Origin of the sequence: Pedobacter sp. P26 (assembly GCF_050632135.1) — a bacterium.
GTDB lineage: Bacteria > Bacteroidota > Bacteroidia > Sphingobacteriales > Sphingobacteriaceae > Pedobacter.
Genome location: NZ_CP192574.1, coordinates 1,564,616 through 1,589,052, shown reverse-complemented (window position 1 = coordinate 1,589,052; position 24,437 = coordinate 1,564,616). Strand labels below are relative to the sequence as shown.

The 24,437-nt window shown below is 37.2% G+C and carries 24 protein-coding genes and 1 pseudogene; 3 read left to right on the top strand and 22 right to left on the bottom strand.

Annotated elements, in window-relative coordinates:
• Positions 1-134 precede the first annotated feature (134 nt).
• Genes ACQ86H_RS07445 through ACQ86H_RS07425 form a run of 5 tightly spaced genes read right to left on the bottom strand, consistent with a single transcriptional unit; the run spans position 135 to position 7,850 of the window.
• Complete coding sequence (locus tag ACQ86H_RS07445; RefSeq protein WP_168202486.1) at positions 135-1,346, bottom strand: DUF4998 domain-containing protein; 1,212 nt, start codon at positions 1,344-1,346, stop codon at positions 135-137.
• 30 nt (positions 1,347-1,376) lie between these two features.
• The gene (locus ACQ86H_RS07440) at positions 1,377-2,576 is read right to left on the bottom strand and encodes a DUF5000 domain-containing lipoprotein (protein WP_168202487.1); all 1,200 of its coding nucleotides are present in this window, start codon (positions 2,574-2,576) and stop codon (positions 1,377-1,379) included.
• A 23-nt stretch (positions 2,577-2,599) separates the two neighbouring features.
• Complete coding sequence (locus tag ACQ86H_RS07435; RefSeq protein ID WP_246862624.1) at positions 2,600-4,585, bottom strand: RagB/SusD family nutrient uptake outer membrane protein; 1,986 nt, start codon at positions 4,583-4,585, stop codon at positions 2,600-2,602.
• Positions 4,586-4,605: 20 nt separating this feature from the next.
• A complete protein-coding gene (locus ACQ86H_RS07430) occupies positions 4,606-7,239 on the bottom strand; it encodes a SusC/RagA family TonB-linked outer membrane protein (protein ID WP_431294320.1) in 2,634 nt (877 codons plus the stop codon).
• 35 nt (positions 7,240-7,274) lie between these two features.
• Positions 7,275-7,850 (bottom strand): carboxypeptidase-like regulatory domain-containing protein, encoded by a 576-nt coding sequence (locus ACQ86H_RS07425; protein ID WP_431294319.1) that lies wholly within the window; start codon positions 7,848-7,850, stop codon positions 7,275-7,277.
• A gap of 634 nt (positions 7,851-8,484) precedes the next feature.
• Here ACQ86H_RS07425 and ettA point away from each other — a divergent pair.
• Entirely contained in the window at positions 8,485-10,164 is a 1,680-nt protein-coding gene (ettA, locus tag ACQ86H_RS07420) for an energy-dependent translational throttle protein EttA (RefSeq protein WP_431294318.1), read from the top strand.
• A 147-nt stretch (positions 10,165-10,311) separates the two neighbouring features.
• Here the strand turns inward: ettA and ACQ86H_RS07415 are convergent, their stop codons facing one another.
• From ACQ86H_RS07415 to ACQ86H_RS07375, 9 genes and pseudogenes are all read right to left on the bottom strand, one after another.
• Positions 10,312-10,695, bottom strand: a complete 384-nt coding sequence (locus ACQ86H_RS07415; protein WP_431294317.1) for a hypothetical protein — start codon at positions 10,693-10,695, stop codon at positions 10,312-10,314.
• A gap of 18 nt (positions 10,696-10,713) precedes the next feature.
• Entirely contained in the window at positions 10,714-11,061 is a 348-nt protein-coding gene (locus ACQ86H_RS07410) for a hypothetical protein (protein WP_138818030.1), read from the bottom strand.
• Between the two features lie 399 nt (positions 11,062-11,460).
• Positions 11,461-12,195 (bottom strand): GDSL-type esterase/lipase family protein, encoded by a 735-nt coding sequence (locus ACQ86H_RS07405; protein WP_431294316.1) that lies wholly within the window; start codon positions 12,193-12,195, stop codon positions 11,461-11,463.
• A gap of 57 nt (positions 12,196-12,252) precedes the next feature.
• Positions 12,253-13,677: an outer membrane beta-barrel protein gene (locus tag ACQ86H_RS07400; protein ID WP_431294315.1), complete on the bottom strand. Its 1,425-nt coding sequence runs from the start codon at positions 13,675-13,677 to the stop codon at positions 12,253-12,255.
• Positions 13,569-14,942, bottom strand: coding sequence for a carboxypeptidase-like regulatory domain-containing protein (locus ACQ86H_RS07395; protein ID WP_431294314.1), 1,374 nt, complete (start codon positions 14,940-14,942; stop codon positions 13,569-13,571). The genes ACQ86H_RS07400 and ACQ86H_RS07395 overlap by 109 nt, the downstream gene beginning before the upstream one ends.
• Positions 14,926-15,159: a DUF1456 family protein gene (locus tag ACQ86H_RS07390; protein ID WP_029274124.1), complete on the bottom strand. Its 234-nt coding sequence runs from the start codon at positions 15,157-15,159 to the stop codon at positions 14,926-14,928. Before ACQ86H_RS07390 ends, ACQ86H_RS07395 begins: the two co-directional genes overlap by 17 nt.
• Before the next feature lie 120 nt (positions 15,160-15,279).
• Positions 15,280-15,927 carry a helicase-related protein gene (locus ACQ86H_RS07385; RefSeq protein ID WP_431294313.1) on the bottom strand — a complete coding sequence of 216 codons (648 nt, stop codon included), beginning with the start codon at positions 15,925-15,927 and terminating at the stop codon, positions 15,280-15,282.
• A 41-nt stretch (positions 15,928-15,968) separates the two neighbouring features.
• Positions 15,969-16,534, bottom strand: a pseudogene (locus ACQ86H_RS07380) (DEAD/DEAH box helicase family protein).
• Between the two features lie 98 nt (positions 16,535-16,632).
• Positions 16,633-16,851: a hypothetical protein gene (locus ACQ86H_RS07375; RefSeq protein ID WP_132402397.1), complete on the bottom strand. Its 219-nt coding sequence runs from the start codon at positions 16,849-16,851 to the stop codon at positions 16,633-16,635.
• Between the two features lie 213 nt (positions 16,852-17,064).
• Here ACQ86H_RS07375 and ACQ86H_RS07370 point away from each other — a divergent pair, with 213 nt between their 5' ends.
• Positions 17,065-17,538: a ribonuclease H-like YkuK family protein gene (locus ACQ86H_RS07370; protein WP_138818034.1), complete on the top strand. Its 474-nt coding sequence runs from the start codon at positions 17,065-17,067 to the stop codon at positions 17,536-17,538.
• Positions 17,539-18,016: 478 nt separating this feature from the next.
• Positions 18,017-18,484 carry an SRPBCC family protein gene (locus ACQ86H_RS07365; RefSeq protein WP_138818035.1) on the top strand — a complete coding sequence of 156 codons (468 nt, stop codon included), beginning with the start codon at positions 18,017-18,019 and terminating at the stop codon, positions 18,482-18,484.
• Between the two features lie 9 nt (positions 18,485-18,493).
• Here the strand turns inward: ACQ86H_RS07365 and ACQ86H_RS07360 are convergent, their stop codons facing one another.
• The 8 genes from ACQ86H_RS07360 to ACQ86H_RS07325 all read right to left on the bottom strand — a co-directional run bounded on the left by ACQ86H_RS07360 (position 18,494) and on the right by ACQ86H_RS07325 (position 24,376).
• Positions 18,494-18,967, bottom strand: coding sequence for a DUF4468 domain-containing protein (locus ACQ86H_RS07360; RefSeq protein WP_431294312.1), 474 nt, complete (start codon positions 18,965-18,967; stop codon positions 18,494-18,496).
• A 196-nt stretch (positions 18,968-19,163) separates the two neighbouring features.
• Positions 19,164-20,192: a porin gene (locus tag ACQ86H_RS07355; RefSeq protein WP_138818037.1), complete on the bottom strand. Its 1,029-nt coding sequence runs from the start codon at positions 20,190-20,192 to the stop codon at positions 19,164-19,166.
• A 36-nt stretch (positions 20,193-20,228) separates the two neighbouring features.
• Positions 20,229-21,635, bottom strand: a complete 1,407-nt coding sequence (locus ACQ86H_RS07350) for an ammonium transporter (RefSeq protein ID WP_138818038.1) — start codon at positions 21,633-21,635, stop codon at positions 20,229-20,231.
• 347 nt (positions 21,636-21,982) lie between these two features.
• Complete coding sequence (locus ACQ86H_RS07345; RefSeq protein ID WP_138818039.1) at positions 21,983-22,930, bottom strand: TIGR01212 family radical SAM protein; 948 nt, start codon at positions 22,928-22,930, stop codon at positions 21,983-21,985.
• 83 nt (positions 22,931-23,013) lie between these two features.
• Entirely contained in the window at positions 23,014-23,496 is a 483-nt protein-coding gene (locus ACQ86H_RS07340; protein WP_431294311.1) for a hypothetical protein, read from the bottom strand.
• Between the two features lie 141 nt (positions 23,497-23,637).
• Complete coding sequence (locus ACQ86H_RS07335; protein ID WP_431294310.1) at positions 23,638-23,889, bottom strand: hypothetical protein; 252 nt, start codon at positions 23,887-23,889, stop codon at positions 23,638-23,640.
• Positions 23,889-24,215, bottom strand: coding sequence for a hypothetical protein (locus ACQ86H_RS07330; RefSeq protein WP_431294309.1), 327 nt, complete (start codon positions 24,213-24,215; stop codon positions 23,889-23,891). Before ACQ86H_RS07330 ends, ACQ86H_RS07335 begins: the two co-directional genes overlap by 1 nt.
• Positions 24,215-24,376: a hypothetical protein gene (locus ACQ86H_RS07325; RefSeq protein WP_431294308.1), complete on the bottom strand. Its 162-nt coding sequence runs from the start codon at positions 24,374-24,376 to the stop codon at positions 24,215-24,217. The genes ACQ86H_RS07330 and ACQ86H_RS07325 overlap by 1 nt, the downstream gene beginning before the upstream one ends.
• Positions 24,377-24,437 lie beyond the last annotated feature (61 nt).

The following is a 24,437-nucleotide window of genomic DNA, read 5'->3' as shown; positions in this document are numbered from 1 at the left end:
TTGGTTTCGTTATTTAGTGATGAAATAGGTTTAGATAACAGCAAATCAGATCAAGAATTAAACGCTTTGTTTCTTATACCTTGATATACAAATAATAATACCTCCCTAAGAAATTAACTTAGGAGGTATCGAATCTATTTAGCCCACTTCAATAATTTGACACTTTTAATTTTTAAGTATTGGCCAGAATTATCTATTGATACGGCGAAACCTATTGAAACTGTTGTTTGCTGAGATAATGAGAAGTTTAGTTCTCCGCTGGAGATATTCGAATAAGCAATAGCAGCAGTTGGAATATTGGTCACATTAGGCAAAGTATTACCAGCAGCAACAGCAATATACCTGGATCCTCCACTATTCTGATCAAGACCAGATAACCTGAAAGTATATTTTCCGGCTGGCAATGTAATTGTTTGATAAATCAATCCGTTAGTAACAGGAGTATTGATACCCCAGCCAGATTCGAAAGATAATACACCAACTCCACTCCTTAATTCATATCCACCATAAAGGTTATTATTAATATTTTTCGCACCGGCACTCGTTATCCATCCAGCCAATGTACCCCATCTGGATCCATCCCAGGTATCTCTTACAAATGGCCCTGCGTTAGACAATAGGCTAGTCATGTCTTCATCCACAGATAAATTTGTGATATAGTCAACCTTAAATGTGTCAACACAGTTCGTATCTGGAAGAAATAAGGTACGATATTTATAAGTTGAACCACTTTTATAATTTTTAAGTACTGATCTGGTCGAGTCAATAGGTGTACGTACAGTTACTAAGTTATCACTTGTATTAGTGTATTGAATTTCCGTAGCAAAAACTCCGGTTAATTTATCCATACCTAACCATTGTATAGTAGCTGTCCCATCAGAAGCGCGCTCTCCACCACTAACCGCTCTGTTACTTAATGAAGCTTTGTAACGATCTCCATAAGATCTGGCATTGGCATAAACCGGAATAGATTTATTACCCATCTTATCATAAGTGTATATAATAAAATTCTGTAAACCTTCTGTTTTGATTGGAATAGAGTAATTAAGTGTATCTATAACATTTTTCTTAACAACCGGGATTACCAATGAATCTTTCATGTTATTCCAAAATATTTTACAACTTACAACCTTAGGATCTGCCAGAAAAAGTCCTTTTAGTAATACTCTTGAATCACCCGAATACATTTTAACAGAATCCAGCTTACCAGTATAAGAAATTTCGCCACCTGCTACAAATTTCTTAAAGTCATCCTGTTTGGTACAGGCACTGTAAACCCCTGCAACTAATATAAGCAAGGCAGCCACAGTTAACTTTCTATATTTTTTTAATTTATAATTATTCATCTTTATCATTTTTAAATGAAACTTAAATCGCTATCGCGGATCTCCATAACATTGAATTTCAGAAATGGACTGAAAAGTTGTGCCCTGCCAGTTTTTATTGGATTTAATGCGTAGATAACGGAATTTCTTAGCAACAGCTCCAAAAGTATAACTGATGCCGGCATTGGCAAAGGAATAATCTTCTGATGTTTGAACACCATAAGCACTGCCAGATGGTTTAGTAGACTTATATGATCCAATCATTACCCAATTATTAAAGCTGCCATCTGCTGGAGGGTTATCAGATGCCCATATTTCAAAATCCTTTAAATTTCCTCCATAATAATACATCCTTCCCGCGTTTAGATATTCAGGATAGTTCCACACTACAATTCTGCTTAGGATAGCGGGTTTTCCAAGATCAAAAGTTACCCATTGTGGCGTTACCTGTGTAACATCAGTAAGTGAACACCTTGGCCAATCAATAAAATTATTATCCCACATATTCTCTAATGCAGTTGCTGTGTAAGTCTGAACAGCATCTGTTGGAAGTTTTAATGCTTTATATAGTGATTTAGAAAGCGCTGTTTCATACAAAGGCTTTAATGTAGTATATAAGGTATCGCTGTAATTTAACCACCTGTCGCGAATAGTAATGGCGAATTTACTGCTAAGTGTATCCAGACCACGAATTGACTGGTTAATATCTGCCGCAGACGTATATATGTTTTTACCCAGCGATTCGTATTTGCCATTTTTAAAGATCATGACTTCAATTGATAAATCGGCTTTAGCCGGATTACTTGAGGTAAAGTTAATGCCAGCGAAATCAGGTATTACCTTTAAGTTTCTGAATACTCCTCTAATCGGATTTTCCAAAGGTTTGATTTTGACAATTTTTGGTGCCGAAGCAACCTCACTCCTGTTCACTGCATAGACCATAACCTCGTGCTCATTGGTATCGCCAAAGCCTTCTACCAAGAGGCTGTTATTATAATAAGATGATTTAACTTCAGCCTCGGTACCATTTGCTAACTTGTATACCGCTTTAACATAAAGCAAATCTTTATCTGTAGGCAATACATAGCTAATTTTTGCATTTGCCGGACCATTCTCTACTGAAATATTAGAAACCTGCCCAGGTGGCGTTTCATTCTTTTCGAGTGGTTTAAGTTCATCTTGCTTACATCCTATAAATGACACTATCATCATCGATAGCACCAAAGAAAATAGTTGATTAATCTTTTTCATATTTTTATTGATTAATGATAATTTTACCATCCAGGGTTTTGTACCAGTTTAGGATTAACCGTCAAATCATATGTTCTAATTGGCCACAAATAATCACGCGGTGCGATAAAATTCTGATTCAATACCGTCCTCACACGATAATAAGACTGCTCATCAGGCTGATTTACACTCCAAGCAGTAATCGGCTGGTTAAACATTTCGGCTGCGCGTTTCCATCTTCTGATATCCCAATAGCGACTGCCTTCAAATGCCATTTCAATTAAGCGTTCCTGCTGAATAATCTCTCGCATACCGTCTTTAGTGGTATACTTTGATGGATTAGTTGAATAGTTCATCCATGATGATTCTACACTTTGCAAACCTGCTCTGGTTCTGATTTTATTGATATAATTATATACATCCGAAGAAGGGCTCGATAAAGTCTCATTCAGCGCTTCCGCATACATCAGATATAAATCTGCCAAACGGACTTCAGGCCATGCATAGGTTCTATAGGTTGCCCCGCTGTTGCTTTGCGACATATTCCAATCCACCACTTTCTTAACAAAATAGCCTGTTTCATTATACCAGCCAAAATTGTTTGCGCCGGCCAATTGCGTAGATTTGGCTTCTACAGTGTAAGTATTTTCATCAGAGCTTGAAGGACTATCATATTTGTACCAGGTAGCACCGTCAAATGCTAAATCAGCATAGAAACGTGGCTCTCTGTCAAAGTTTAATCTCGCAGTATTATATCCTTCTTTGATATAAAAACGTTCTGCTTTTACAGCTTTCCTAATAGTATAGCGATTACTGAAATCAAGCGTTTTATCTTCATTGATCGGCACACCGTTCCGGGTGTAGAACATTTCTGCAATTTTAATAGGAGGCGCTAACTGTTGTCTGGCTAATCCTACCGGGATTGGGTCTGAACCTTTCATCAAACGTGGCATCGCTACCTGTTGCATAAATAATGAAAGACTATTTGGGTTAGCCCAAACATGCTCAGAATTTTGAGCAACTCTCTCCGTCAAAGCACCTCTTATGGTAAGCTGCCTCAGGGTACTGTCAGACAGTTTAAACTGTGATCCAGGGAATTGATATAATTTAAATCCTGCACCTTCAGCTGCATCAACGGCGGCTTTTGCCGCATCCCTGGCTTTTATCCATTTATTGGCATCGTATGTAGTATTAAAAAGTGCAACCCCATCTTTATCACTAAATCCCGCATAATCTGTGTTTCCATTAAACAAAGGACTTGCAGCGGTTAGTAGTAATCTAGCCTTAATGGCAAGTGCAATCGGTTTGGTAATACGCCCCAGTTCATTGCTCCTGTCCGTAATAATCATCGGTAGATTAGTAATTGCCTCATCCAACAAATTATTCACATAATTTACACAATCATCAAAAGGCATCCTTTTAATTCTTACTTCGTCAACAGATGCGTCAAGATCCAGGTTTTTATCTACTATTGGAATCGGGCCATACATACGAAGCAGTAAAAAGTTGTAATATGCTTTTAAAAATTTTACTTCTGCAATCCAGCGCTGTCTTTCATCCAATTTGAGATCCGGAACTTTAGTCTGATCCTGTACATTGTCTAGAAAAATATTACAGGTTCTGATCGCTTTGTATAAACCATAATTATCATTATATCCTCCTCCCTGATAACGTCCGTTCCATGCATCCATTAACGGATTATCGGCATTCTGGCTACCTCTGGCTATACGCCAACCATAAGAAATAAACTCCCGTTCTTCTATATTTGACCATATTTCATCTCCGGCCATAAAACCCATATTGTTTAAAGGGTCACCATCTTTAGGCAAAAAGGAATAACAGGTAAATAAATACTTTTCTGCCTCACTCCTTAAGGTAAATGCATTATCTATTGTAGCCACGTTATCAGGAACAATGTCCAGATATTTTTTACATGAGCCCAATAAAACTAAACTCAGCATTAGAATGGAGGCAAACCCCATTAAACCAGGCTTCTTTTTATTTTGAAATAATATTTCGGTATTTTTCATTGTATTTTCTTTAACAATCTTTAAAAACTTAAACTCACACCTAAATTGTATACCGTTTGTACAGGGTAACCTAAACCGTTTCCTCCCATTTCCACATCCCATAATTTAAATGAGCTAAATGCGGCAAGGTTACTGGCATTTAAATAAAAGCGGGTAGCCCTGATTCCTAGTTTGTTTTGGATTCTGGTTGGAAGATTATAACCAAGTTCTACCGATTTTAATCTTAAAAATGATCCATTGCGCATCCACCAGGTTGATGTCTGATTATTATTGGCAATAAATTTATCGCTCAATCGCGGCCAGAATGCATATATATCACGATTTTCTTCACTCCAGTGACTATTAGCAATTACGTCGAGCAGACCATTTTGTGAACCGCCATTAAAAACAAACGGGGAAATATTCTGCGGATTGATGAAGAAAGATGAACGGGCAGAACCCTGGAAAAAGGCAGAGATATCAAAACCCTTAAAGCCAAATGTTCCTCCAAAACCATAAATAATTTCTGGTGCCTGTGGTAATCCGATAGGTACAGCATCTGCTGCCGATATTACACCATCACCATTTACATCTCTGTATTTGATATCACCACCGCCATAATCAAGTCCGGGTTTACCGGCAAATTGTACAGGTGAATTTTTAGCTTCAGCATCATCAACAAATAGCCTTTCTGCGATATATCCAAAAGTTTGTGTACTTGGCAATCCTACATGGGTTCGATATGCCTCATTTGCATTATAAGCAGGCTCATCATTAATTAAAACTTTGTTAGTTGCATAGGTAAGGTTACCTCTTAACTGCAAATACATGCTGTTTCCAAAAGATTTATTATAATTAGCCGAAAAGTCAACTCCCCTGCTCTCCATTTCATTCGTATTTGCCTTAACTGCAGCCTGAAGCCCCATTGTACTCGGCACATATACCCTGTCTGTTAAAATGTTAGAACGGTTTTGTTTATATACATCAATATTAAGACTTAACGCATCAAACAGGGTCATGTCCAAACCAAGATTGAGTTGTTTAGATTTTTCCCACGTAATTAAAGGATTTGCATAACGTGAAATAGAGATACCATCTTTATAATAGAAGTTATTCTCTCCAAATGTTCCGCCATAACCTGCATCATTCATGTTCACCTCCGAAAGATAGAAGAAACGATCCTGAGCCCTTCCAATCTGATCATTACCGGTGATACCATAAGTCGCTCTTAATTTCACATTGCTTAATACTTTGCTTAATGGTTTGAAGAATTTTTCATTGGAAATCAGATAACCCAAACCAAATGAAGGGAAGAAACCAAAACGATTGTTTGCAGCAAAACGCTCCGATCCGTTATAACCAAAGTTAAATTCAGCAAGATAGCGATTATCATATCCATAAGTTGCACGTCCAGACACACCCTGATTACGGGATGGCAATGACAACTGAAGACTTCCTGCGTTTGCAGCCAGATAATTCCTCATATTGGTAATCAACATTCCGGTTACCGCATGTTTCTCTTTAAAAGTATGATTGTAATTTACAGCTACTTCTGTATAAAAAGTAGAGTTTAAACTTTTAGTTCCTTCTGAATAATTAAGATATTCCGTTCCGGTAAGTCCGTAGGTTGGAGGTGCACCACTATTTAATAAGTTTAGCATAAAATCCCCACCTGCTGGATTAGGAATAGCTGAATAATAAAAAGGATTATAATTACGCGCAATATCAAAGTAGGAATACCTGATTACATAAGACATCAGTCGTGCACTTAAACCTGGCAGTATCCCTTTTAAATCTTGTTTTAGTTCAATTTGTGTTTGTAAGGTCGAGGAATTATTATCCTGATATCCTTTTACCATTTCGGCATAAGGATTAACATAAAGTGACCCGCTAGGCGAAATTGCATTACCAAATAAAGGATGTTTGGCATAAGGTTGATAACTTGCTGGATAAACTGCAGGAAACATTACCGGATTTGACCAAAGTGCCTGATTAAAAATTTTCTGACCACCATTGATCTTGTTTCCGTTACTATCATATCCACCAACTGGGCCTCTGTAATCGTCAAACTGACCATAAACCCTGATAATAGCTTCCGTGGTGTTGGTTAGGTTAATATTAACCGTAGATCTCAATGAATAATTTCTGAGTTTGATATTACTATTAAAATTATTAAGATCTGCCACTTTCAATACCCCGTTATCAATATTATAAGTACCCGAAATATAATAACTGGCTTTACTTCCACCACCTGTTACGTTCATATTATAACGTTGATTAAACGTATAATCCTTAATCAACTCTTTTATCCAGTTATTATTTGGGTATAAAAGTGGGTTATCACCCGCCGCAGTAGCATCAATTTTAGTCTGCAGGTATGGTAATATAGCTAATCTGCTTCTGGTTAAAGCTGCTTCATTAGCCTGTTTCATATAGGTAATATTATCTGCAAATTTGAAATTTCTCGTATTGCCTGATAACGAAGTTTCAGCACGGAAAAAATATTTGGTTTCACCAGCCTTTCCAGATTTAGTGATAATTAAAAGGACACCGTTTGCACCCCTGGCCCCATAAACTGCTGAAGCAGTTGCATCCTTTAAAACGTTAAATGATGAGATATCATCAGGTTGTAAACGGGCCATATCATTTTGAGTAGATTCAACACCATCAATCAAAATTAAAGGATCCTGCTTACCCGCACCAAAACTTCCTAATCCACGGATAAAAAAGATGCATTATCTGCACCCGGCTCACCGCTACGCTGATAGGCAATCATACCAGCTACTCGTCCGGCCAGCATTGTCGTCAGGTTACTGGTTGGCCCCTTTAACTCTTTTGGATTAATAGAGGTAATGGAACTGATCACACTGGTCTTTTTCTGTGTTCCAAAACCAACTACCGCAACATCATTCAGCGTATTGGCATCAGGTTTTAATACGACGCTAATATTATATACACCATCACGTTCATAGTCAGCCACATTTTTGGTTACTGCTTTGTAGCCCACCAGGCTAAAAAGCAATTTACCCGATCTTGCAACCTTAATGGTATAGCGCCCCTGATCATCTGTGGATATACCACGGCTTGATCCGGACACCTTAACATTTACCCCGGGTAAACCACCTACAGTGTCCTTCACCACCCCCTTAACGGTTACTTCATTTTGTGCAGAAGCAGAAAAACAAAAGCCCATGAACATCATTATGCCCACAAGCGTTCGGAATACGCTTCCACGGAAAAATAAACAGCCCGAATTTTGAGCCTTCTTTTTGTAGATTTTTCTCATTGTTTGATTTTAGTTTGATATAGTTTGTTGATTAGTTTATTCATGAGCCTACCAATCATCATACGGTCGAGTCCTTATGATGGCAGATATGCTTACTTTGCAAAACTCAGCTGAAAGCTTTTCTAGTTAGTGAAAGAGCTTAATGATAATTAGGCAAAATCATCTATATATAGAGATAACTATAAATAGGCGTTATTCGAATGTTTAGGATAGTTTGTTTTTCTTCATATCTTCATTGTTATATTTGGTTATGACAAATTAACTACTAAAATACCTATCCGAGTGAGGGGCAATATGGTAAATTTTAGGGGCCAAATTAATACGAACGCCTGTCAAACGCTGTATTAAGCGAATACTACCAAATTAAAACGTTGGAATAACGCTTATTTTTTTTTGAAAAATGAACCAACCCCTCAATTGGATATTATTAATCAAAACGTGATCCATTCATCATCAAATTTATGATATACTTTACAAACCATTTTGTAATGGGCTTGTTGTTTCTATCTTTGTACCCGGTCTTAGCATTGCCGCTTTCGGGACTTGGGGCGAATTTTAAAAAAGCAGATGTATAGTATAAAAATCCCCGTTTCGAAACAAATTGCCCTTAAACATTCTAACATAAGAAACTAACATGTCTGACGAGAAAATAATCTTTTCAATGGCAGGAGTAAATAAAATTTACCCGCCACAAAAACAGGTTTTAAAAAATATTTACCTTTCTTTCTTTTACGGAGCCAAAATCGGAGTTATAGGTTTAAATGGCTCTGGTAAGTCATCCCTTTTAAAAATTATTGCCGGTTTAGATAAATCTTATCAAGGCGAAGTCGTTTTCTCGCCTGGTTATTCGGTGGGTTATTTAGCGCAGGAGCCAATCTTAGATCCGGAAAAAACGGTTCGCGAGGTAGTTGAAGAAGGCGTTGCTGAAGTTACTGCCATTTTAAAAGAATATGAAGAAGTGAATGAAGCCTTTGGTTTGGAAGAAAACTATTCTGATCCAGACAAAATGGATAAGTTAATGGCCAGACAAGGCGAGCTTCAGGATAAAATCGATTCTTTAGGTGCCTGGGAAATTGATTCGAAATTAGAAAGAGCCATGGATGCCTTACGTTGTCCTGATCCGGATACTAAAATCGGTGTACTATCAGGTGGTGAGCGCCGCCGGGTGGCCATGTGCCGTTTATTGCTTCAACATCCTGATGTATTATTATTGGATGAGCCTACCAACCACCTGGATGCCGAAAGTATCGATTGGTTAGAGCAATTCTTACAAAATTACGAAGGAACCGTTATTGCAGTTACCCACGATAGGTATTTCCTGGATAATGTTGCCGGATGGATTTTAGAATTAGACCGTGGCGAAGGAATTCCTTGGAAAGGGAATTACAGCAGCTGGTTAGATCAGAAAGCAAAACGTTTATCACAGGAAGAGAAAACAGAAAGCAAACGCCAGAAAACATTAGAACGTGAATTAGAATGGGTACGTATGGCACCAAAAGCACGTCATGCAAAATCTAAAGCACGTTTAGCCAATTACGATAAATTAGCTTCAGAAGATGGCAGAGAAAGAGAAGATAAATTAGAGCTGTTCATCCCTGCAGGCCCACGCTTGGGGAATGTGGTTATTGAAGCCACGAACGTTACCAAAGCTTATGGCGACAAAATATTATTCGATAATTTAAACTTTTCACTACCTCCGGCAGGTATTGTGGGTATCATCGGACCAAATGGTGCGGGTAAAACCACTCTGTTTCGTTTAATTACCGGACAGGAAGAAGCTGATGCCGGTACTTTCCGCGTAGGCGAAACGGTTGAACTGGGTTATGTGGATCAGATGCACAATGACCTGGATGCCGATAAAACGGTGTACGAAAATATTACCGATGGTTTAGATAACATACAATTGGGTACTAAAGCGGTTAACGGACGTGCTTATGTTTCAAAGTTCAACTTTAATGGTGGCGATCAACAGAAAAAAGTTGGCATTCTATCTGGTGGTGAGCGTAACCGCGTGCACCTGGCCATTACCTTGAAAAAAGGGGCCAATGTATTGCTACTGGATGAGCCTACCAACGATATCGACGTGAATACCTTACGTGCATTGGAAGAAGCTTTAGAAAACTTTGGTGGTTGTGCCGTGGTAATCAGTCACGACAGATGGTTCTTAGACAGGATCTGTACGCACATCCTCGCTTTCGAAGGTAACTCTGAAGTTTATTTCTTTGAAGGTAATTACTCAGATTATGAGGAAAACCGCAAAAAACGTTTGGGTGATGTTACACCGAAACGCATTAGGTATAAAAAACTAGATTAATAAAAAGTCCCGGTAAAATCGGGACTTTTTTGTTTGAGGCGTAATTTTGAAAGCTTTCTGTATCTGTAACGTTGAGCTTGTCGAAACGCTTACTAGCGACCTGAATAGGTCCTTCGACAGGCTCAGGATGAAAATTTTTCTTACAATTTATGCAGGCTGAAAAGGATTTGGCCTTTGGTTTTCTTTCGCTTTGCGTTTGCCCCTGAAGAAAAAATACAGGTTAATGAACAGCATAATGCCCAGGTAAATGGCAAAACCACCTATTTTAGAATTTAGTGCTTCAACCAAACTGCGGTAATCGTTTGCGCCAATCGTAATCTTCATAATCAACAGTGCGAAACCGATATTGAGCAGGTAAAAGCCTGTTTCGAAAAGTTTGTTCGTCGCGTTGGCAATCTCTTCCCTTCCCTTAAAAATATCCAACATATATATCTTACTGTTTTTGAACAGCGTTTTTGAAACATAAAAAGTCAGAAAAAGTGCAATTGGTAAATAAACTGCATAGCCGATTAAAATTTTTGTCGTTTCCATAATGAAAAGTTTAAGGTGTTATTTTATTAATTTATGAATGGTTTTGGTAAGCAAATAGATATTTAAATAATGAAGAATCGACAGGATGCAAACAATAGTCGCCACTTTTACGGCCATCACTTCTACAAGCTGCTGCGATGAGGCAATCGTCTCCCATCCTACCAATGTCATGGCACAATAGCCAATATTAACCAGGTAATAAGAAACCAAAAGCGATTTATTAATCTGATGACAAAGATCCAAATGATCGGGAATGAGTTCAGCTACAAAAATATTTCCATTTCGGTAACATATCTTCCCTACCACTACGATGATGAATACGATAACCGCTATAAAGATGGCATATCCGAGTATATTGTAATCCATAGCAAAAGATTTAATTATAAAACTTTCAGGAAAAAATGAAAATATAAACTAAAAAAATAAGCCCCGTTAGTGGCATTCTTTAAAATGTTTATGCTCTATTTTCCTTTCACAGTGTAAAAGTAAATTAAATTTATTAAACTTTCAAATATTACTGAAAATTAATTAAAAATAAGTCCCTAGTCATTATGAATGGCAATGAAGGATCTCATCGATTTATTAAAGATTCTTCACTGCGTTCAGAATGACAGATTTTTAGCAGATTATAGGCTGCGAGGAATCGTCATTCCCAACTTGATTGGGAATCGTAATGCAAGCGCTTTAGGATTCCCGCCTGCGCGAGAATGACGATCGTACTGATAGGGTCTGCCGATGGTAGCGGAGTCGAATGGCATTTATCGATTAGCGCCTGTTTTTCAAAGCTTTTTTGATCGCCACATCAGTTACCCTTTCCATAATCTTATAACCGGCGAGGTTAGGGTGAACACCGTCAACCGTTAATTCCGGTCGTTGGCCTTTACGTTCATCAACCAAAGGTGTCCAATAATCCAAAATGGTATAATTTCGCTCTTTGGCATAGGTCTCAATCATTTCGTTTAAATCAACAATAATATCGGCTGCCTTAATCTGCTTATTCCATGGATATTCATAAACAGGCAAATATTTACAAAGTATTACCTTAATACGGTGTAACCTTGCCAGTTCTGCCATCGATTTAATATTATCCATAATCTTATCTATAGTCACATGGCCTGTATTGCCTGCAATGTCATTACTACCTGCCAAAATAATCACCGCTTTTGGCTTAAGGTTAATCACATCCTGCCGAAAACGGATCAGCAGCTGTGGCGAAATCTGTCCGCTTATTCCCCTATCCACATAAGCATTCCGGCTAAAATATTCAGGATCTTTCTGTTTCCAGAATTCAAAAATAGAACTGCCCAGAAAAACTATTCTTTTCTCTTTCCGTTTAGGTGACTGCAAGCGTTCATTTTCTTTCTGATACTTCGTTAACGCGGCCCAATCGTCTGCAAAATTTTCTTTTTGGGGTTTATTGTTTAACGAATCTACTTTCTGATCCTGTGCGAATAAAGCATGGCCAGAAATCAGTAAAATAAAAAACAGGATTTTATTCATAAGGTAAATTGCATAATATAACAAAACACTAAAACTAAATAATCTGGGTTTAACTATTTATTCTTCAGCATTAATGTTACTGTCCAATCTGCCTTTTTTTCCCCCAAACTGACTGAGGTTATAACTCAATGTTGCCTGTATAAAACGGCTGATAAACCTTGTTCTGTTCTCAGAAATGGAATTGTTGGTAATGCTTGTGCTGAATAGAGCGCCCTGATTAAATAAATCATTCGCCTGGACGGAGAAAAGCAATTTATTACCTTTCAGGAAAGAAGTATTCAATCCCATATTTACCAATAAAGGATTTCCGGCATATAAACTATATCCGAAATTTAAACTTTTGGAAGCCGATGCGTTTATCCTAAAACGTTTACCGGGGATCCAGCTTGCACTTCCACTCAAGGCCACAACCTGCACATTTTTAATGTTCTGGTTCATTACCGAATAGGTATTGGAACTGAAACTATAAGATGCACTGGTATTGAAAGCATATTTTTTCTGGTTGAGGTTAAATTTAAAAGCATTAGAAACATTAATGCCACTACTGCGGTTCAGCACATTGTCGGTGTAAAAAACATTGTGGCTATAGGCAACAATCCCATTTATGGATAGGGAAAGTTTATTATCCAGCATCCTTTTGTTCAAAGAGTAATTAGCACCGATATTATAGATGCCATTTACATTCTCGTAAGTGGTTTGCTGTTTCAAACTGTTTAGCGTATCCCGAAGAAAAACCGTATTGCTTACCACACTGTTGATGGCAAAACTGCCCGATAAGCCTGCCATAATGCTAAGGCCTGATTTAAGCCCAAATTTATTATAGCTAAAATCAGCGGTATGACTCGATGTTGCTTTAAGATCCGGGTTACCGATAATCAGGTTCTGCACATCGTTATTATTCCTCACAGGCTGCAGTTTGTTAAAATCGGGCGAATTGGTATAACCATTGTAGCCAAAACTCAAATTTCCGTTATCTTTAATCTGATAGCTCAAATTGGCCGAAGGAGAAAAATTCAGCTGATAATTCTTTAGTTTTTGTCCCGTATTTTGGTATTTACCAATAATTATGCTCGGCGAAAAATTTAGCCCAAAATTATAGCTGATCCGGTTGCTGTTGGTATTATAACCGATGCTGATGTTCTGATTTATGAAATTGGATACATAATCCTGTCCCAGCGAATCGACCACAAAACTATTTCCCAAAGGATTGGTAACCGTTGTAGTTTGCAAGTTGCGGCTTCTGCTTACTGAAAAGCGGTAGGAAAAATTGATAAAACTGTATCCACTACTATCATCTGTCTTTTTTAAGGAGTTTGAAAACTGGATATTTCCGCCGAAGTTCGAATTTGAGGTATTGTTATCTACCAAACGGTTTAATAATGAATCTTTAACCAATACATTAGTGGTTTCGTTGTAGTAACGGATGATATCGTTAATGGTACTGTTACTGTTTCCGGCACTGCTGCCAAAATTGAAACCCATAGAAAGCGACCGCTTGTTATTAGCCAAACGCCGCGACCAGTTGATGCTTCCGTTAAGATCTGGATTGCTATTGCGGGAACCTGAATTGGAAATAAGGTCCTGCTTGATATAGCCTGTTTTATTAGAGGTAGAAAAAGCATCGTTCCTGGTATCAGCCAAAGAGCCAGCCAAAGAAGCATTAAAATAATTCTTTTTGTAGCGCCGTTTAACCCCAGGTTAATGTTATTGGTCAGCGATTTGGAGTTATTGGCACTTTCCCTTAAGTCGTTGATGGTTCCCTGCGGATTAAATGTTTCAACGTAATTACTCTGAATAGATTTACTGGTTCCGTTACTGAAATCATAACTGCCATTAACACTAAATTCTTTCGATATTTTATCTCTGATATTACCTTTTAAGGCTCCATTATTCAATTGAGCAAACTCATTATTGGTAATGCCGTAGCGACCGTCAAAACCAATCTGTTTTGTTTTTTTCCATATACTACCGTTGGTTCCCAGGTTATGCGCATTATTGGTGGCAGAATTCACACTCATTCCCCCAAAAACGCCCTTATCCATACCAGGCTTGGTAACCAGGTTCAGCATTTTTTGAGGAGTACCGGTTTTAATCCCGGTAAAATTAGCTTCATCACCATAATCATCAATTACCTGTAGCTTGGCAATAATATCTGCCGGTAACTGCCTGATGTAATCTTCTACATTGCTGGTAAAAAAATCTTCGCCGTTAACCCGCAGCTTGGTCATTTTTTTCCCCATTGCCGTAACAGCGCCTTTATCATCAACCTCAATTCCCTGTAACTGCTTTAAAAGATCTTCAACCTTGTCGTTTTCCCTAATGGTATAGGCTCCTGCATTGTATTCTATAGTATCTTTTTTAATTTTAATGGGATCAACCTTTACTTTAACCTCTACATCATTGAGGCGGATACTTTCCGTTTTGAGCATAATCGGATCCAGATCGGAACTTTTTTTCGAAGATTCGATCTTGTAGAATGATGCGTAAGGCTTGTAGCCTAACGCAGTAATAGAAAGATAGAACTTATTTCGGATTACCTTTGTAAACACAAAGTTTCCCTTCGCATCAGAATTTGAGCGAAGGGTATCCTGATCGGTAATCAATCTGATATTTGCGCCTTCAACAGGCTTCTTCAAAGAATCGATTACATTACCACTTATTTTAAACTGAGACTGAGCGAGAGCGTTAAAGGAAAATGTGATCAGTATAAAAAATAATAAAAAGCATAAATTATTGCTTTTTCTCATCCCTCGGACCTCTTTTATAAATAACAAGACCATTTAAAAAATTACGCAGGATCTGATCGCCGCAAGGTTTAAAATTCTCGTGGTCTTCGTTTCTGAAAATATCGCCCAGCTCTGCCTTTGTCACTTTAAACCCAACTAAATCGCAGATGGTAATAATATCTTCTGTTTTTAATGATAAGGCTACTCTCAGTTTTTTTAATATATCGTTGTTGCTCATTGCTAATTGTAAGAATTATAATGTTGGAATATTTTAATGTTGCAAAATGCTTAAAATTTTTGATTTTGCTATCCAGACTTCCGACTGCGGACTCCCGACTTCGGACTTCAGACTTATCTTCTAACTTGCTATCTCTAATTTAAGTTTCTTTCCTTTAATTTTTTCGCCGTTTAGTTTTTTTAACAATTGAGTTATCTTACTTCTTTTTACAGCTACATAACTGGTTGTATCTTTAACTTCTATCAGTCCTAAATCATCTTTTACCAAATCTCCTTTTTGTAAAAACAGACCCACAATGTCAATTTTATTAATTTTATCTTTCTTACCATGCGCCAGGTATAAGGTTACCCAATCACTCTCTTGTGGTAAAACATATTGGTCTTCCAAAACTTCCTCGTCAATATCATCAGGCAGGTATTTGTAGTTTTCTTCGCTGGTTAAAATGGCGTAGGCTGTCCCTTTTGCATGCATGCGTGCCGTGCGACCATTGCGGTGAATATAGGCGTCTTCGGTGTAGGGTAATTGATAGTGCACAATATGTTCCACTTCCGGGATATCGAGACCACGTGCTGCCAGATCTGTTGTAATTAAAATCCGATGGCTACCATTTCTAAATTTAAGCAATGCCTTTTCCCGATCAAATTGCTCCATTCCACCATGAAAAACATCGTGACCTAAACCATTCTCGAATAGTAAATCACTTATCCGGTCTACCGTTTCCCTGTGGTTACAGAATACCAATGTATTTTTATTGCCTATTTTACTCAATAATCTGAATAGGTAATCTAACTTGTCGGCTGCAGGTACTGTTATTTTTTGAGCTTTAGATCTGGTTTTGCTTCGATATTCTTCGAAAAATCGACTTCAACCGGCGTCTTGATTTTAACAAAACCAGGAATCTCTTCCATTTTGGTTGCTGAAGTTAATATCCGTTGCTTTAAAGAAAGTAACGACCCGATGATATAAGACATATCATTTTCAAAGCCGAACTCCAGCGCCTTATCAAATTCATCCAAAACCAAAGTTTCGATAAAAGATTCGTCAAAGTTCTGATGTTCCAGATGATAAGCGATCCTGCCTGGCGTGCCGATCAAAACCGCAGGAGGATGGGCAAGGTTATTTTTTCTATCCTTACCGCATGACCTCCGTAACAGCAGTTTACCTTAAACGAAGTGCCCATTTGTTTAAAAACCTGCTCAATTTGAAGTGCAAGTTCTCTTGAAGGGACCAGAATCAAAGCTTGTACGCCTTTCACTCCGGTTTTTAAATTAGAAAGTAATGGCAATAAAAAGGCCAACGTTTTCCCCGAACCCGTTGGCGCTATTAATATTACATCTTTACCAGTCTTAGCTGTTTTTACAGAAGACTCCTGCATCTCATTAAGTGCAGAAATGTTTAATTTTTTTAAGGCATTTTCCATCATTCCGCCATAAAGGTAATCATTTCTCTTCAGGGCGAAAACGGTAGCCTTAGTTAGGATTTTAAAAATCTGCTCCGCAGCTTCCGAAGAGTAGAAAAGTTGAGTCTTTTGTCAAGCAACATTAACATGCTGCCGCGTTTAGACATTGAAGATAATACCTTTTCATTGACGGCATCAACCGAAGATAATATTTTGTCTGCCAGTTCATCTACAAATTTATTCGCTCTGCTATTTTGTAATAACTGAAGCTCTTGAATTAACTCTGCTCTCATAATTAAGAATTTTAATGAATGTATTAATATTAACGGACCGAATAATAATTTGTTTCAACAAATTAGAAGTTCATTCAAACTATTATTAGTAACTTGTTGATAACTAACTTTTTGTTAGCAAATAAACAATCTTGGCTTAACACATATTTAATTTTTAGCGCTTATTTTTATAAAAACCTGATTACCATTCGTTAACCTCAAAAAATACAGTGTATGACATGGAAAAAATTTAGTGGTGAAATTATTCAATCTTCAATTCTGGAAGAAGTAGAAAATGCGATTATCAGAGAAAGTGAAAACGGCTTTAAACTTAAAGTTTGCATTGGTACAGATTCGCAGGTAAAAGGTTCAGTAACCGATTTTGCGACCGTAATTGTGCTGTTAAGAGAGCATCATGGCGGTTTTATGTACATCCATCAGGAAAAGAGTACACAGCAGGTAAGCATCAAAGAAAGAATGTTAATGGAAGTACAGAAATCAATCGAAACTGCTTATTCCATTTGCGATTTACTTGACATTTACGATGTGGCTTTAGAAGTACATGCTGATATCAATACCAGTCCATCCTTTAAGTCGAACAAAGCGCTAAATGATGCCATGGGGTATATCTTAAGCATGGGCTTTATTTTTAAGGCTAAACCGGAAGCATTTGCCAGTTCAACCTGTGCGGATAAGATGGTGCATTAGGATGGAAGATTTGGGATGGAGTTAGTCCGGAAGTCCGAGGTCAGAGGTCCGAAGCCAAGCACATTCATTCCCCAACATCGTGGAGCTAAACATCAGTTATTGTCAGTCTGAACCTGTCGAAAACTTTTTATGGTTGAAAAAAACAACTTGTCCTTCGACAAACTACTATTGACAGACTCCAAAAGAATGGTCAGTCATCTGGACTGAAGCGCAGCGCAATGGAGAGATCTATCTAGGCAGATTTTGCTGCGCAGAGCCTTCAGGTACTCAATTGCGTTGCACTATGCTCGAAATAATAATTTGAAAGAATTTTTACGAGTAGATTTATTACTGTCATTTATATTCATTTTTATAAAATGAATTGTTTCTGGATTCCAATCTTCTCGGGAATGACGAATCTATAGCGGCTTTTCCTTGCAAACTTTGCGGTTAAACCCAACAAAACCGCATCTCTGTTGTTGTAATTTAAAACAAGCACTTGAAAACTTATAGATTAGAATTTACGCAGAAACTTCCGATAGGGTTAGATACCGCATGGGACTTTTTCTCTTCTCCCTTAAACCTGGCAGAAATTACCCCAAAAGATATGACTTTTGATGTTACCTCGCCAAATATGGCCAACACCAAAATGTATCCGGGTTTAATTATTACTTACAAAGTCTCTCCTCTTTTTGGAATTAAGTTAAGTTGGGTAACCGAAATTACACATGTTAAGGATAAAGAATATTTTATTGACGAACAGCGTTTCGGCCCATTTGCTTTCTGGCACCATCAACACCATTTCGAAAAAATAGACGGAGGCGTTTTAATGCACGATACTTTACACTATAGCATAGGTTGGGGACCGATTGGCACCATCGCAAATGCGGTAATCGTGAATAATAAAATTAACGAAATTTTTAAGTTCCGTTATCAGAAAGTTGAAGAACTTTTCGGTAAGTTTTAACCTAAAGCTTTACCATTTTTTGGTAGAAATGGTTTCAGTTTTCTTTTTGGCTTTCTCTACCCTATTGGTTGCTAAATACTTTTTAAAGTCATCTGCAAATTTATCTATTTTATTATAAGCGCTGTTAACCATATCCTTCCACGCACCCGCATTAAGTTTACCCGGGTTTCGCTCTAATGGGGTACCTATTTTAGTTGCGGCAACAAAATTTCCGTAACGGTCGCGCTGGTATGGGATATACAACAGATCAGTTAACCAAAACCGGTATTTTCCATTACGGGCTTCAAAAACAAAATTGTAGCTGATTTCTCCACTTGGATGGCCGGCGACTAAGATGGTCTTGTCGATCACCATAGTTCCTTTGGCCAAAATAGAGGTATCAGTAATGTGCTCAGCTTTCATCGATTTTTTATAGGTCACATTAACAAAAGATTTAGCCCTTTGCAACAATGTATCTTTACTCAACGATTGAGAATCTACCACTCTATAGTAAATAAATTTACCGTTATCATCTTTAGCAAACTGTTTTTGCTGTGCAGAAAGATCAATTGAAAAGGCGACTAAAAAAACAGGATAATGTATTTCATCAGAATGGATTAATGTACGAACTGAATATTAAAGATACTAAAAAGCCGCCCCGATTGTATACCGGAACGGCTTAATATTAAAATTTTATTCCTTAGAAAGCGTAAACTGCGGCTAAAGAGAACTGCCCTGCATTTGGAGCTAAAGCACCACTCTTGTTAAAGAAAGGTTTATCGCTATTGTGATCTAATCTTACCTCAGGGATAAAAGTTAAACCGCCCGATTTAACATTAGCAGTAAGCGTTAACGCTGTAGTTGATGTAGCAGCAGTAGTACCGAAAGCTTTAGCTTTAAAATACTCTCCCCTTAAACCTATCGTAACGGCATCAGCTACGGCGTACTGAGGATATAATGCAGCACCTGCATAACTTCCCTGTACCGAACTATCTTTAATATCATAATTAGCTGCATTTAAACCCAATTTAAATTTCTCTGTAATTTGATATGAAGTAGTTAAATCCACAATAGTTCCGTATCCACCAAAACCAGCGCCAGATAAAGCATTGATGTAAGCTGTCCAGCCTTCAACCGGAGCAATCATTAACTGCCCACCAATAGCCGAAACACCTCGTGATGCACTATAAACATTCCAATCGTTAAATAAACCAGCCATTAAACTTACTTTATCGCTGAATTTATAAGTGGCTTTAATACCCGCATTCTGGAATGGACCGTTGGTAAATAAGTACGAAGTAGAATAGTTGAAGTTTCCAACTGGTGAGATTACCTCGTATCCAATAAATGTACCCATATAACCTGCTGTCATTGAAAATTTATCGGTAAAATCATAATTTACATATAAGTTCTGAATATTGAATGATGAACCGTTAGCCGCAGCATCAGGGATAGATTGCGATTGTCCTCTTGGACCAAAAGAAAGCTCTCCTACAAATGAGGCCTTACCTGTTTTTTTCTTCAAAGCAATATCAATCATACCTAATGATACCGAGTTGTGATCTGTTACAAAAGATGTTTTTGCATTTAAAGGATTTTTAGCAAAGTCATATTTAAAATACGTATCTACCGACCCTGAAATTTCAAGTGGTGATGTTGTTGTGGTCTCCTGAGCCAGGGCACACGTCGTGCTGGCCATTGCAAAAATAGCGGTTAAAAGTTTCTTCATGTTTGAGCTTGATTTGAGTTTAGATATATAAAATCCTTAAGATATTGGTTCTGTTAGTGGACTGTTTTTTTCGATATAGATCGCTCTCTCCTCAACTAACAAGGTACCTTGAGAGTATTTCTCATCATGTTGAGAAGCATCGAGACCTAGTTCTTCTTCCTCTTCAGAAACCCTGATTGGATTGATCAGATTTACCAGTTTGAAAATTACGAATGATACAACAAAACTGAATATGATTACAATCACCGCACCTTTTAATTGTGTGATAAAGAAAGCCGGGTTGCCATAAAATAAGCCATCAGCACCAGCAGCATTTACCGTTTTTGTAGCAAAAACACCAGTTAACAACATACCAACGATACCACCTACACCGTGGCAAGGGAAAACATCCAATGTATCATCTAAACTGGTTTTTTGTTTCCATGAAACCACAAGATTGGAGATAACTGCGGCAATAGCCCCAATAAATATACTTGATGAAATACTTACAAAACCTGCACCTGGTGTAATGGCTACTAAACCAACTACCGCCCCGATACAAAAGCCCAATACTGAAGGTTTTTTACCTCTTGCAACATCAAAGAACATCCAAGATAAACCGGCAGCACCTGCAGCGGTATTTGTAGTTAAAAATGCAGAAACAGCTAAACTACCTGCGCTTAATGCAGAACCGGCATTAAAACCGAACCAACCGAACCATAATAAACCAGTACCGATTAATACATAAGGGATATTAGCTGGCGGAACTTCTTTATGCTCTAAGTGAGATTTTCTACGCTTTAGCACCAATGCTCCTGCTAATGCAGCCATACCTGCAGAGATGTGCACTACGGTACCTCCTGCAAAGTCTAACACGCCCATTTTAAACAGGAAACCTTGTGGGTGCCATGTCCAGTGTGCTAACGGTGAGTAAACAAAAATGGCGAATAAAACAATAAACAAAATATAAGAAGTAAAACGGATCCGCTCTGCAACTGCTCCAACTACTAAACCTGGTGTAATGATGGCAAACATTAACTGAAATACAGCAAATAAAGATAGCGGGATGGTTAAGTCTGATCCTCCCTGAAGATGTGGTGCTCCGGAATTTACGCCTTTAAAGAACAAAAACGTTGATGGGTTTCCGATGAAACCGCCGATAGTATCTCCGAAGGCTAAACTAAAACCTACTACTGTCCATAAAACCGTAATTACTCCTGCTGCTACCACACTTTTAATCATGGTAGACAATACATTTTTACGATGAACCATTCCACCATAAAAGAATGCAAGACCTGGAGTCATTAAAAACACTAGTGCAGCTGCGATTAATATAAACGCAATGTCTGGTCCACTATATTTGCCTTCATCAAAATTAGGAAGAAGTGGAATAAATAGAGCGAAAATTGCGACAATCATCAATATCGCAAAAGGCGCGTACTGTTTAAAGGAGAATTTACCCATAGTTTTTAGCTTAATTTGTTTGTAACGTTTAAATAATTTAAAATATGTTTGATTTATTTCTATAAAAATACGACTTATTACATTTTTAACACTATTTAATCGAAATTTTTTAATAAAAACGATAAATTTTTATAAAACAAAACAAAAATTAACCATAAAAATAAAAATAACAAAAAATACTGGTTATTTTAATGCAAGTTTTTGACAAAAACAAAATCACATATTATCCAGTATTTGCATTATTTTAGCAAAAATTAATGAAGAATACCACGAAAAATTGCCCAAAAACGAGAAAACCCATGAAAATTCATGAGTTTTTTAAAAAAATAAACAGATAATTTAAATTTCTAATAAAAATAAGCAGATCCCTGAACAACCCCTCTCTTTTCTATTTCTTTATCCATATAGGTCTGAATTGCCGATTTATTAAGCCCCCAATTGGGTGCAATCAACAAATCCCAATCTGAAATACCAAAAAGCCGCTGAATAACAATATCCGGGCGCAATAAAGGGATTAACTCACAAAGTAAATCAGTATATTCTTCGAGGGAAAACAATTTAAAAGGTTCTTTTTTATATTTAGCGCCCATTATCGAGCCTTCTACCACATGAAGATGATGGAACTTAACAAACTTGATCTGCGGGAAACGGTTAATTTCGTGAATATAACCATGCATCTGCTCCCTGGTTTCCCATGGGAAACCAAATATAGTATGCACACACAGATCGAGTTTACTGTCTTTTAAAAGTTCCACCGCAGCAACAAATTCACCATGACTGCAACCTCTGTTGATCTGATCAAGGGTTTCGTCATAAATGGATTCCATTCCCATCTCTAAATCCACATCGAAACGATCGGTATAGCTTTCCAATAGCGCAACCTTTTCGGCATCAATGCAATCAGGACGTGTGCCTACTGCAAAACCAACAATATCTTCTGTATTAATCGATAGCGCTTCATCATACATCATCTTTAAATAATGTACTGGCGCGTAAGTATTGGTATTCGGCTGAAAATAAACAATATACTTATCAGCTTTATAAGAAGTTTTAGCCCTTAACATGCCTTCGGCAAGCTGATCTTTAATATTTGGATTTTTACGCGATGGTTCGGGTGTAAAAGAATCCACATTACAATATGTACATCCACCAAAGCCTTTGCTCCCATCACGATTGGGGCAGGTAAAACCACCATCTACAATTACTTTAAATACGCGCTGCCCTTTATACTTTTCGCGCAAATGCGTTCCGTAATTTTTATATCCCTTTATACCTGAATCTACGAGTGTTCCCATTTGCTGCAAAAATACGGTTTTTGTTTGACAGGTAAGACGAGATTTGAGATATTAGAGGTGAGATGTGAGATTGGGCAAACATTTTAGCGGCAGCGGAAACTGCCTGATAAAGGTCTATTTTTTTCAAACCGCTTTTTAAACTCATCTTTCGGCATAATATAAGTTAAATACTGTTCAACATTATATTTAAATTGATTTTCAGTAATATCAACATTCCATCCATCCTCTTGTCCCCTTGTTTTACTGATTGAATCAGGAAGATCTTCTCTTACTCTAAAAACAGGTATTGGATTGTTAGCGGTACCATAATTATTATTATTTACTTCATCTCTATTGATTGTTATTATTATTTTCTTCCCCCGTAAAGAAGTAGGAAAAGCAAGTCCTTTATCATCAGGATAATTAAAAAATGTAATCTCTAGGTACTTGTTTATCGATTTTTCCCTAAAAAAAATTTTGTAAATACTTTCTTCTGGAGATAATAAAGATGTTTTATATTGAGTATCTCTAAAATCTAGTTGATCAGGAAATAAAATCCTTAGTTCTACACAATCATCTATATACATAGGAATCGCAGTTTTTGAATTATTATCTTTTTTTTGAAAAGATAGTTAACGCCATAAAGTATTAAAGGAAATATGACTAATACACCTAAAGCCCAGCCAATTGCTTGTGATATTTGTTTGTTCATTTACAGCCTGAAACTATTATTTCTTTTCAAACCTCTCTTGAAATTCTTCTTTCGGCATGATGTAAGTTAAATACTGTTCAACATTATATTTAAATTGTTTATCCGTAATATCAACATTCCATCCATTTTCTTCACCTTTTTTCATACTAACCGAATCTGGCAGGTTCTCCCTGACCTTAAAAACAGGTATAGGATTTTCTTTGGTTCCATAATTTGGATTATTTAAATCATCCTTGTTAATTGTTAAAAGAGCTTCTTTTTCATCCATTACTGCGTCGAAAGCCAGTCGTCTATCCATAGGATAATTAAAAAAATAAAAGAAATCCATTTACCCTTCTTAGCATCTCTAAACCTCAACGTATAATAATTTGATTGAGGTGCAGAAAACGATGTTCTATAGCTAAATGTTTTTACTTCAGTATTATGCGGGATAAAAATCTTATATTCAGAAGAATTATTAATGTAATCATGAATCGCACATCTGCTATCATTAGATCTATTCTTAAAAAAATAATTTATCCCATAAATTAATAAAGGAAAAATAATTAATACACCAAGTGCCCAACCAATGGCCTGTGAAATCTGTTTGTTCATTATCTGGGATTTATTGCTACAACACCTATATTGTTACTATTATCTTTTTTATTTGAGTTTACATAAATATCATTAGACTCATTTAGCCTAGCTTCTTCATAACTATCCGATCCTCTATCAATCAAATAGTTCGCAATGGCACCAGCAATCCCTTTTGCCAAGCCTTTAAAAAATCCTTACCTACTAGTGATGAACGTGTTGAAGGATAAGATCTTGATGCAA

Bases quoted from the DNA above. Each gene is read 5' to 3' on its own strand.
- ACQ86H_RS07445 (WP_168202486.1), bottom strand. From the start codon at position 1,346: ATGAATAATTATAAATTAAAAAAATATAGAAAGTTAACTGTGGCTGCC.
- ACQ86H_RS07440 (WP_168202487.1), bottom strand. From the start codon at position 2,576: ATGAAAAAGATTAATCAACTATTTTCTTTGGTGCTATCGATGATGATA.
- ACQ86H_RS07435 (WP_246862624.1), bottom strand. From the start codon at position 4,585: ATGAAAAATACCGAAATATTATTTCAAAATAAAAAGAAGCCTGGTTTA.
- ACQ86H_RS07425 (WP_431294319.1), bottom strand. From the start codon at position 7,850: ATGAGAAAAATCTACAAAAAGAAGGCTCAAAATTCGGGCTGTTTATTT.
- ettA (WP_431294318.1), top strand. From the start codon at position 8,485: ATGTCTGACGAGAAAATAATCTTTTCAATGGCAGGAGTAAATAAAATT.
- ACQ86H_RS07415 (WP_431294317.1), bottom strand. From the start codon at position 10,695: ATGGAAACGACAAAAATTTTAATCGGCTATGCAGTTTATTTACCAATT.
- ACQ86H_RS07410 (WP_138818030.1), bottom strand. From the start codon at position 11,061: ATGGATTACAATATACTCGGATATGCCATCTTTATAGCGGTTATCGTA.
- ACQ86H_RS07405 (WP_431294316.1), bottom strand. From the start codon at position 12,195: ATGAATAAAATCCTGTTTTTTATTTTACTGATTTCTGGCCATGCTTTA.
- ACQ86H_RS07400 (WP_431294315.1), bottom strand. From the start codon at position 13,677: ATGGGTTTCAATTTTGGCAGCAGTGCCGGAAACAGTAACAGTACCATT.
- ACQ86H_RS07395 (WP_431294314.1), bottom strand. From the start codon at position 14,942: ATGAGAAAAAGCAATAATTTATGCTTTTTATTATTTTTTATACTGATC.
- ACQ86H_RS07390 (WP_029274124.1), bottom strand. From the start codon at position 15,159: ATGAGCAACAACGATATATTAAAAAAACTGAGAGTAGCCTTATCATTA.
- ACQ86H_RS07375 (WP_132402397.1), bottom strand. From the start codon at position 16,851: ATGAGAGCAGAGTTAATTCAAGAGCTTCAGTTATTACAAAATAGCAGA.
- ACQ86H_RS07370 (WP_138818034.1), top strand. From the start codon at position 17,065: ATGACATGGAAAAAATTTAGTGGTGAAATTATTCAATCTTCAATTCTG.
- ACQ86H_RS07355 (WP_138818037.1), bottom strand. From the start codon at position 20,192: ATGAAGAAACTTTTAACCGCTATTTTTGCAATGGCCAGCACGACGTGT.
- ACQ86H_RS07350 (WP_138818038.1), bottom strand. From the start codon at position 21,635: ATGGGTAAATTCTCCTTTAAACAGTACGCGCCTTTTGCGATATTGATG.
- ACQ86H_RS07345 (WP_138818039.1), bottom strand. From the start codon at position 22,930: ATGGGAACACTCGTAGATTCAGGTATAAAGGGATATAAAAATTACGGA.
- ACQ86H_RS07340 (WP_431294311.1), bottom strand. From the start codon at position 23,496: ATGTATATAGATGATTGTGTAGAACTAAGGATTTTATTTCCTGATCAA.
- ACQ86H_RS07335 (WP_431294310.1), bottom strand. From the start codon at position 23,889: ATGGATGAAAAAGAAGCTCTTTTAACAATTAACAAGGATGATTTAAAT.
- ACQ86H_RS07330 (WP_431294309.1), bottom strand. From the start codon at position 24,215: ATGAACAAACAGATTTCACAGGCCATTGGTTGGGCACTTGGTGTATTA.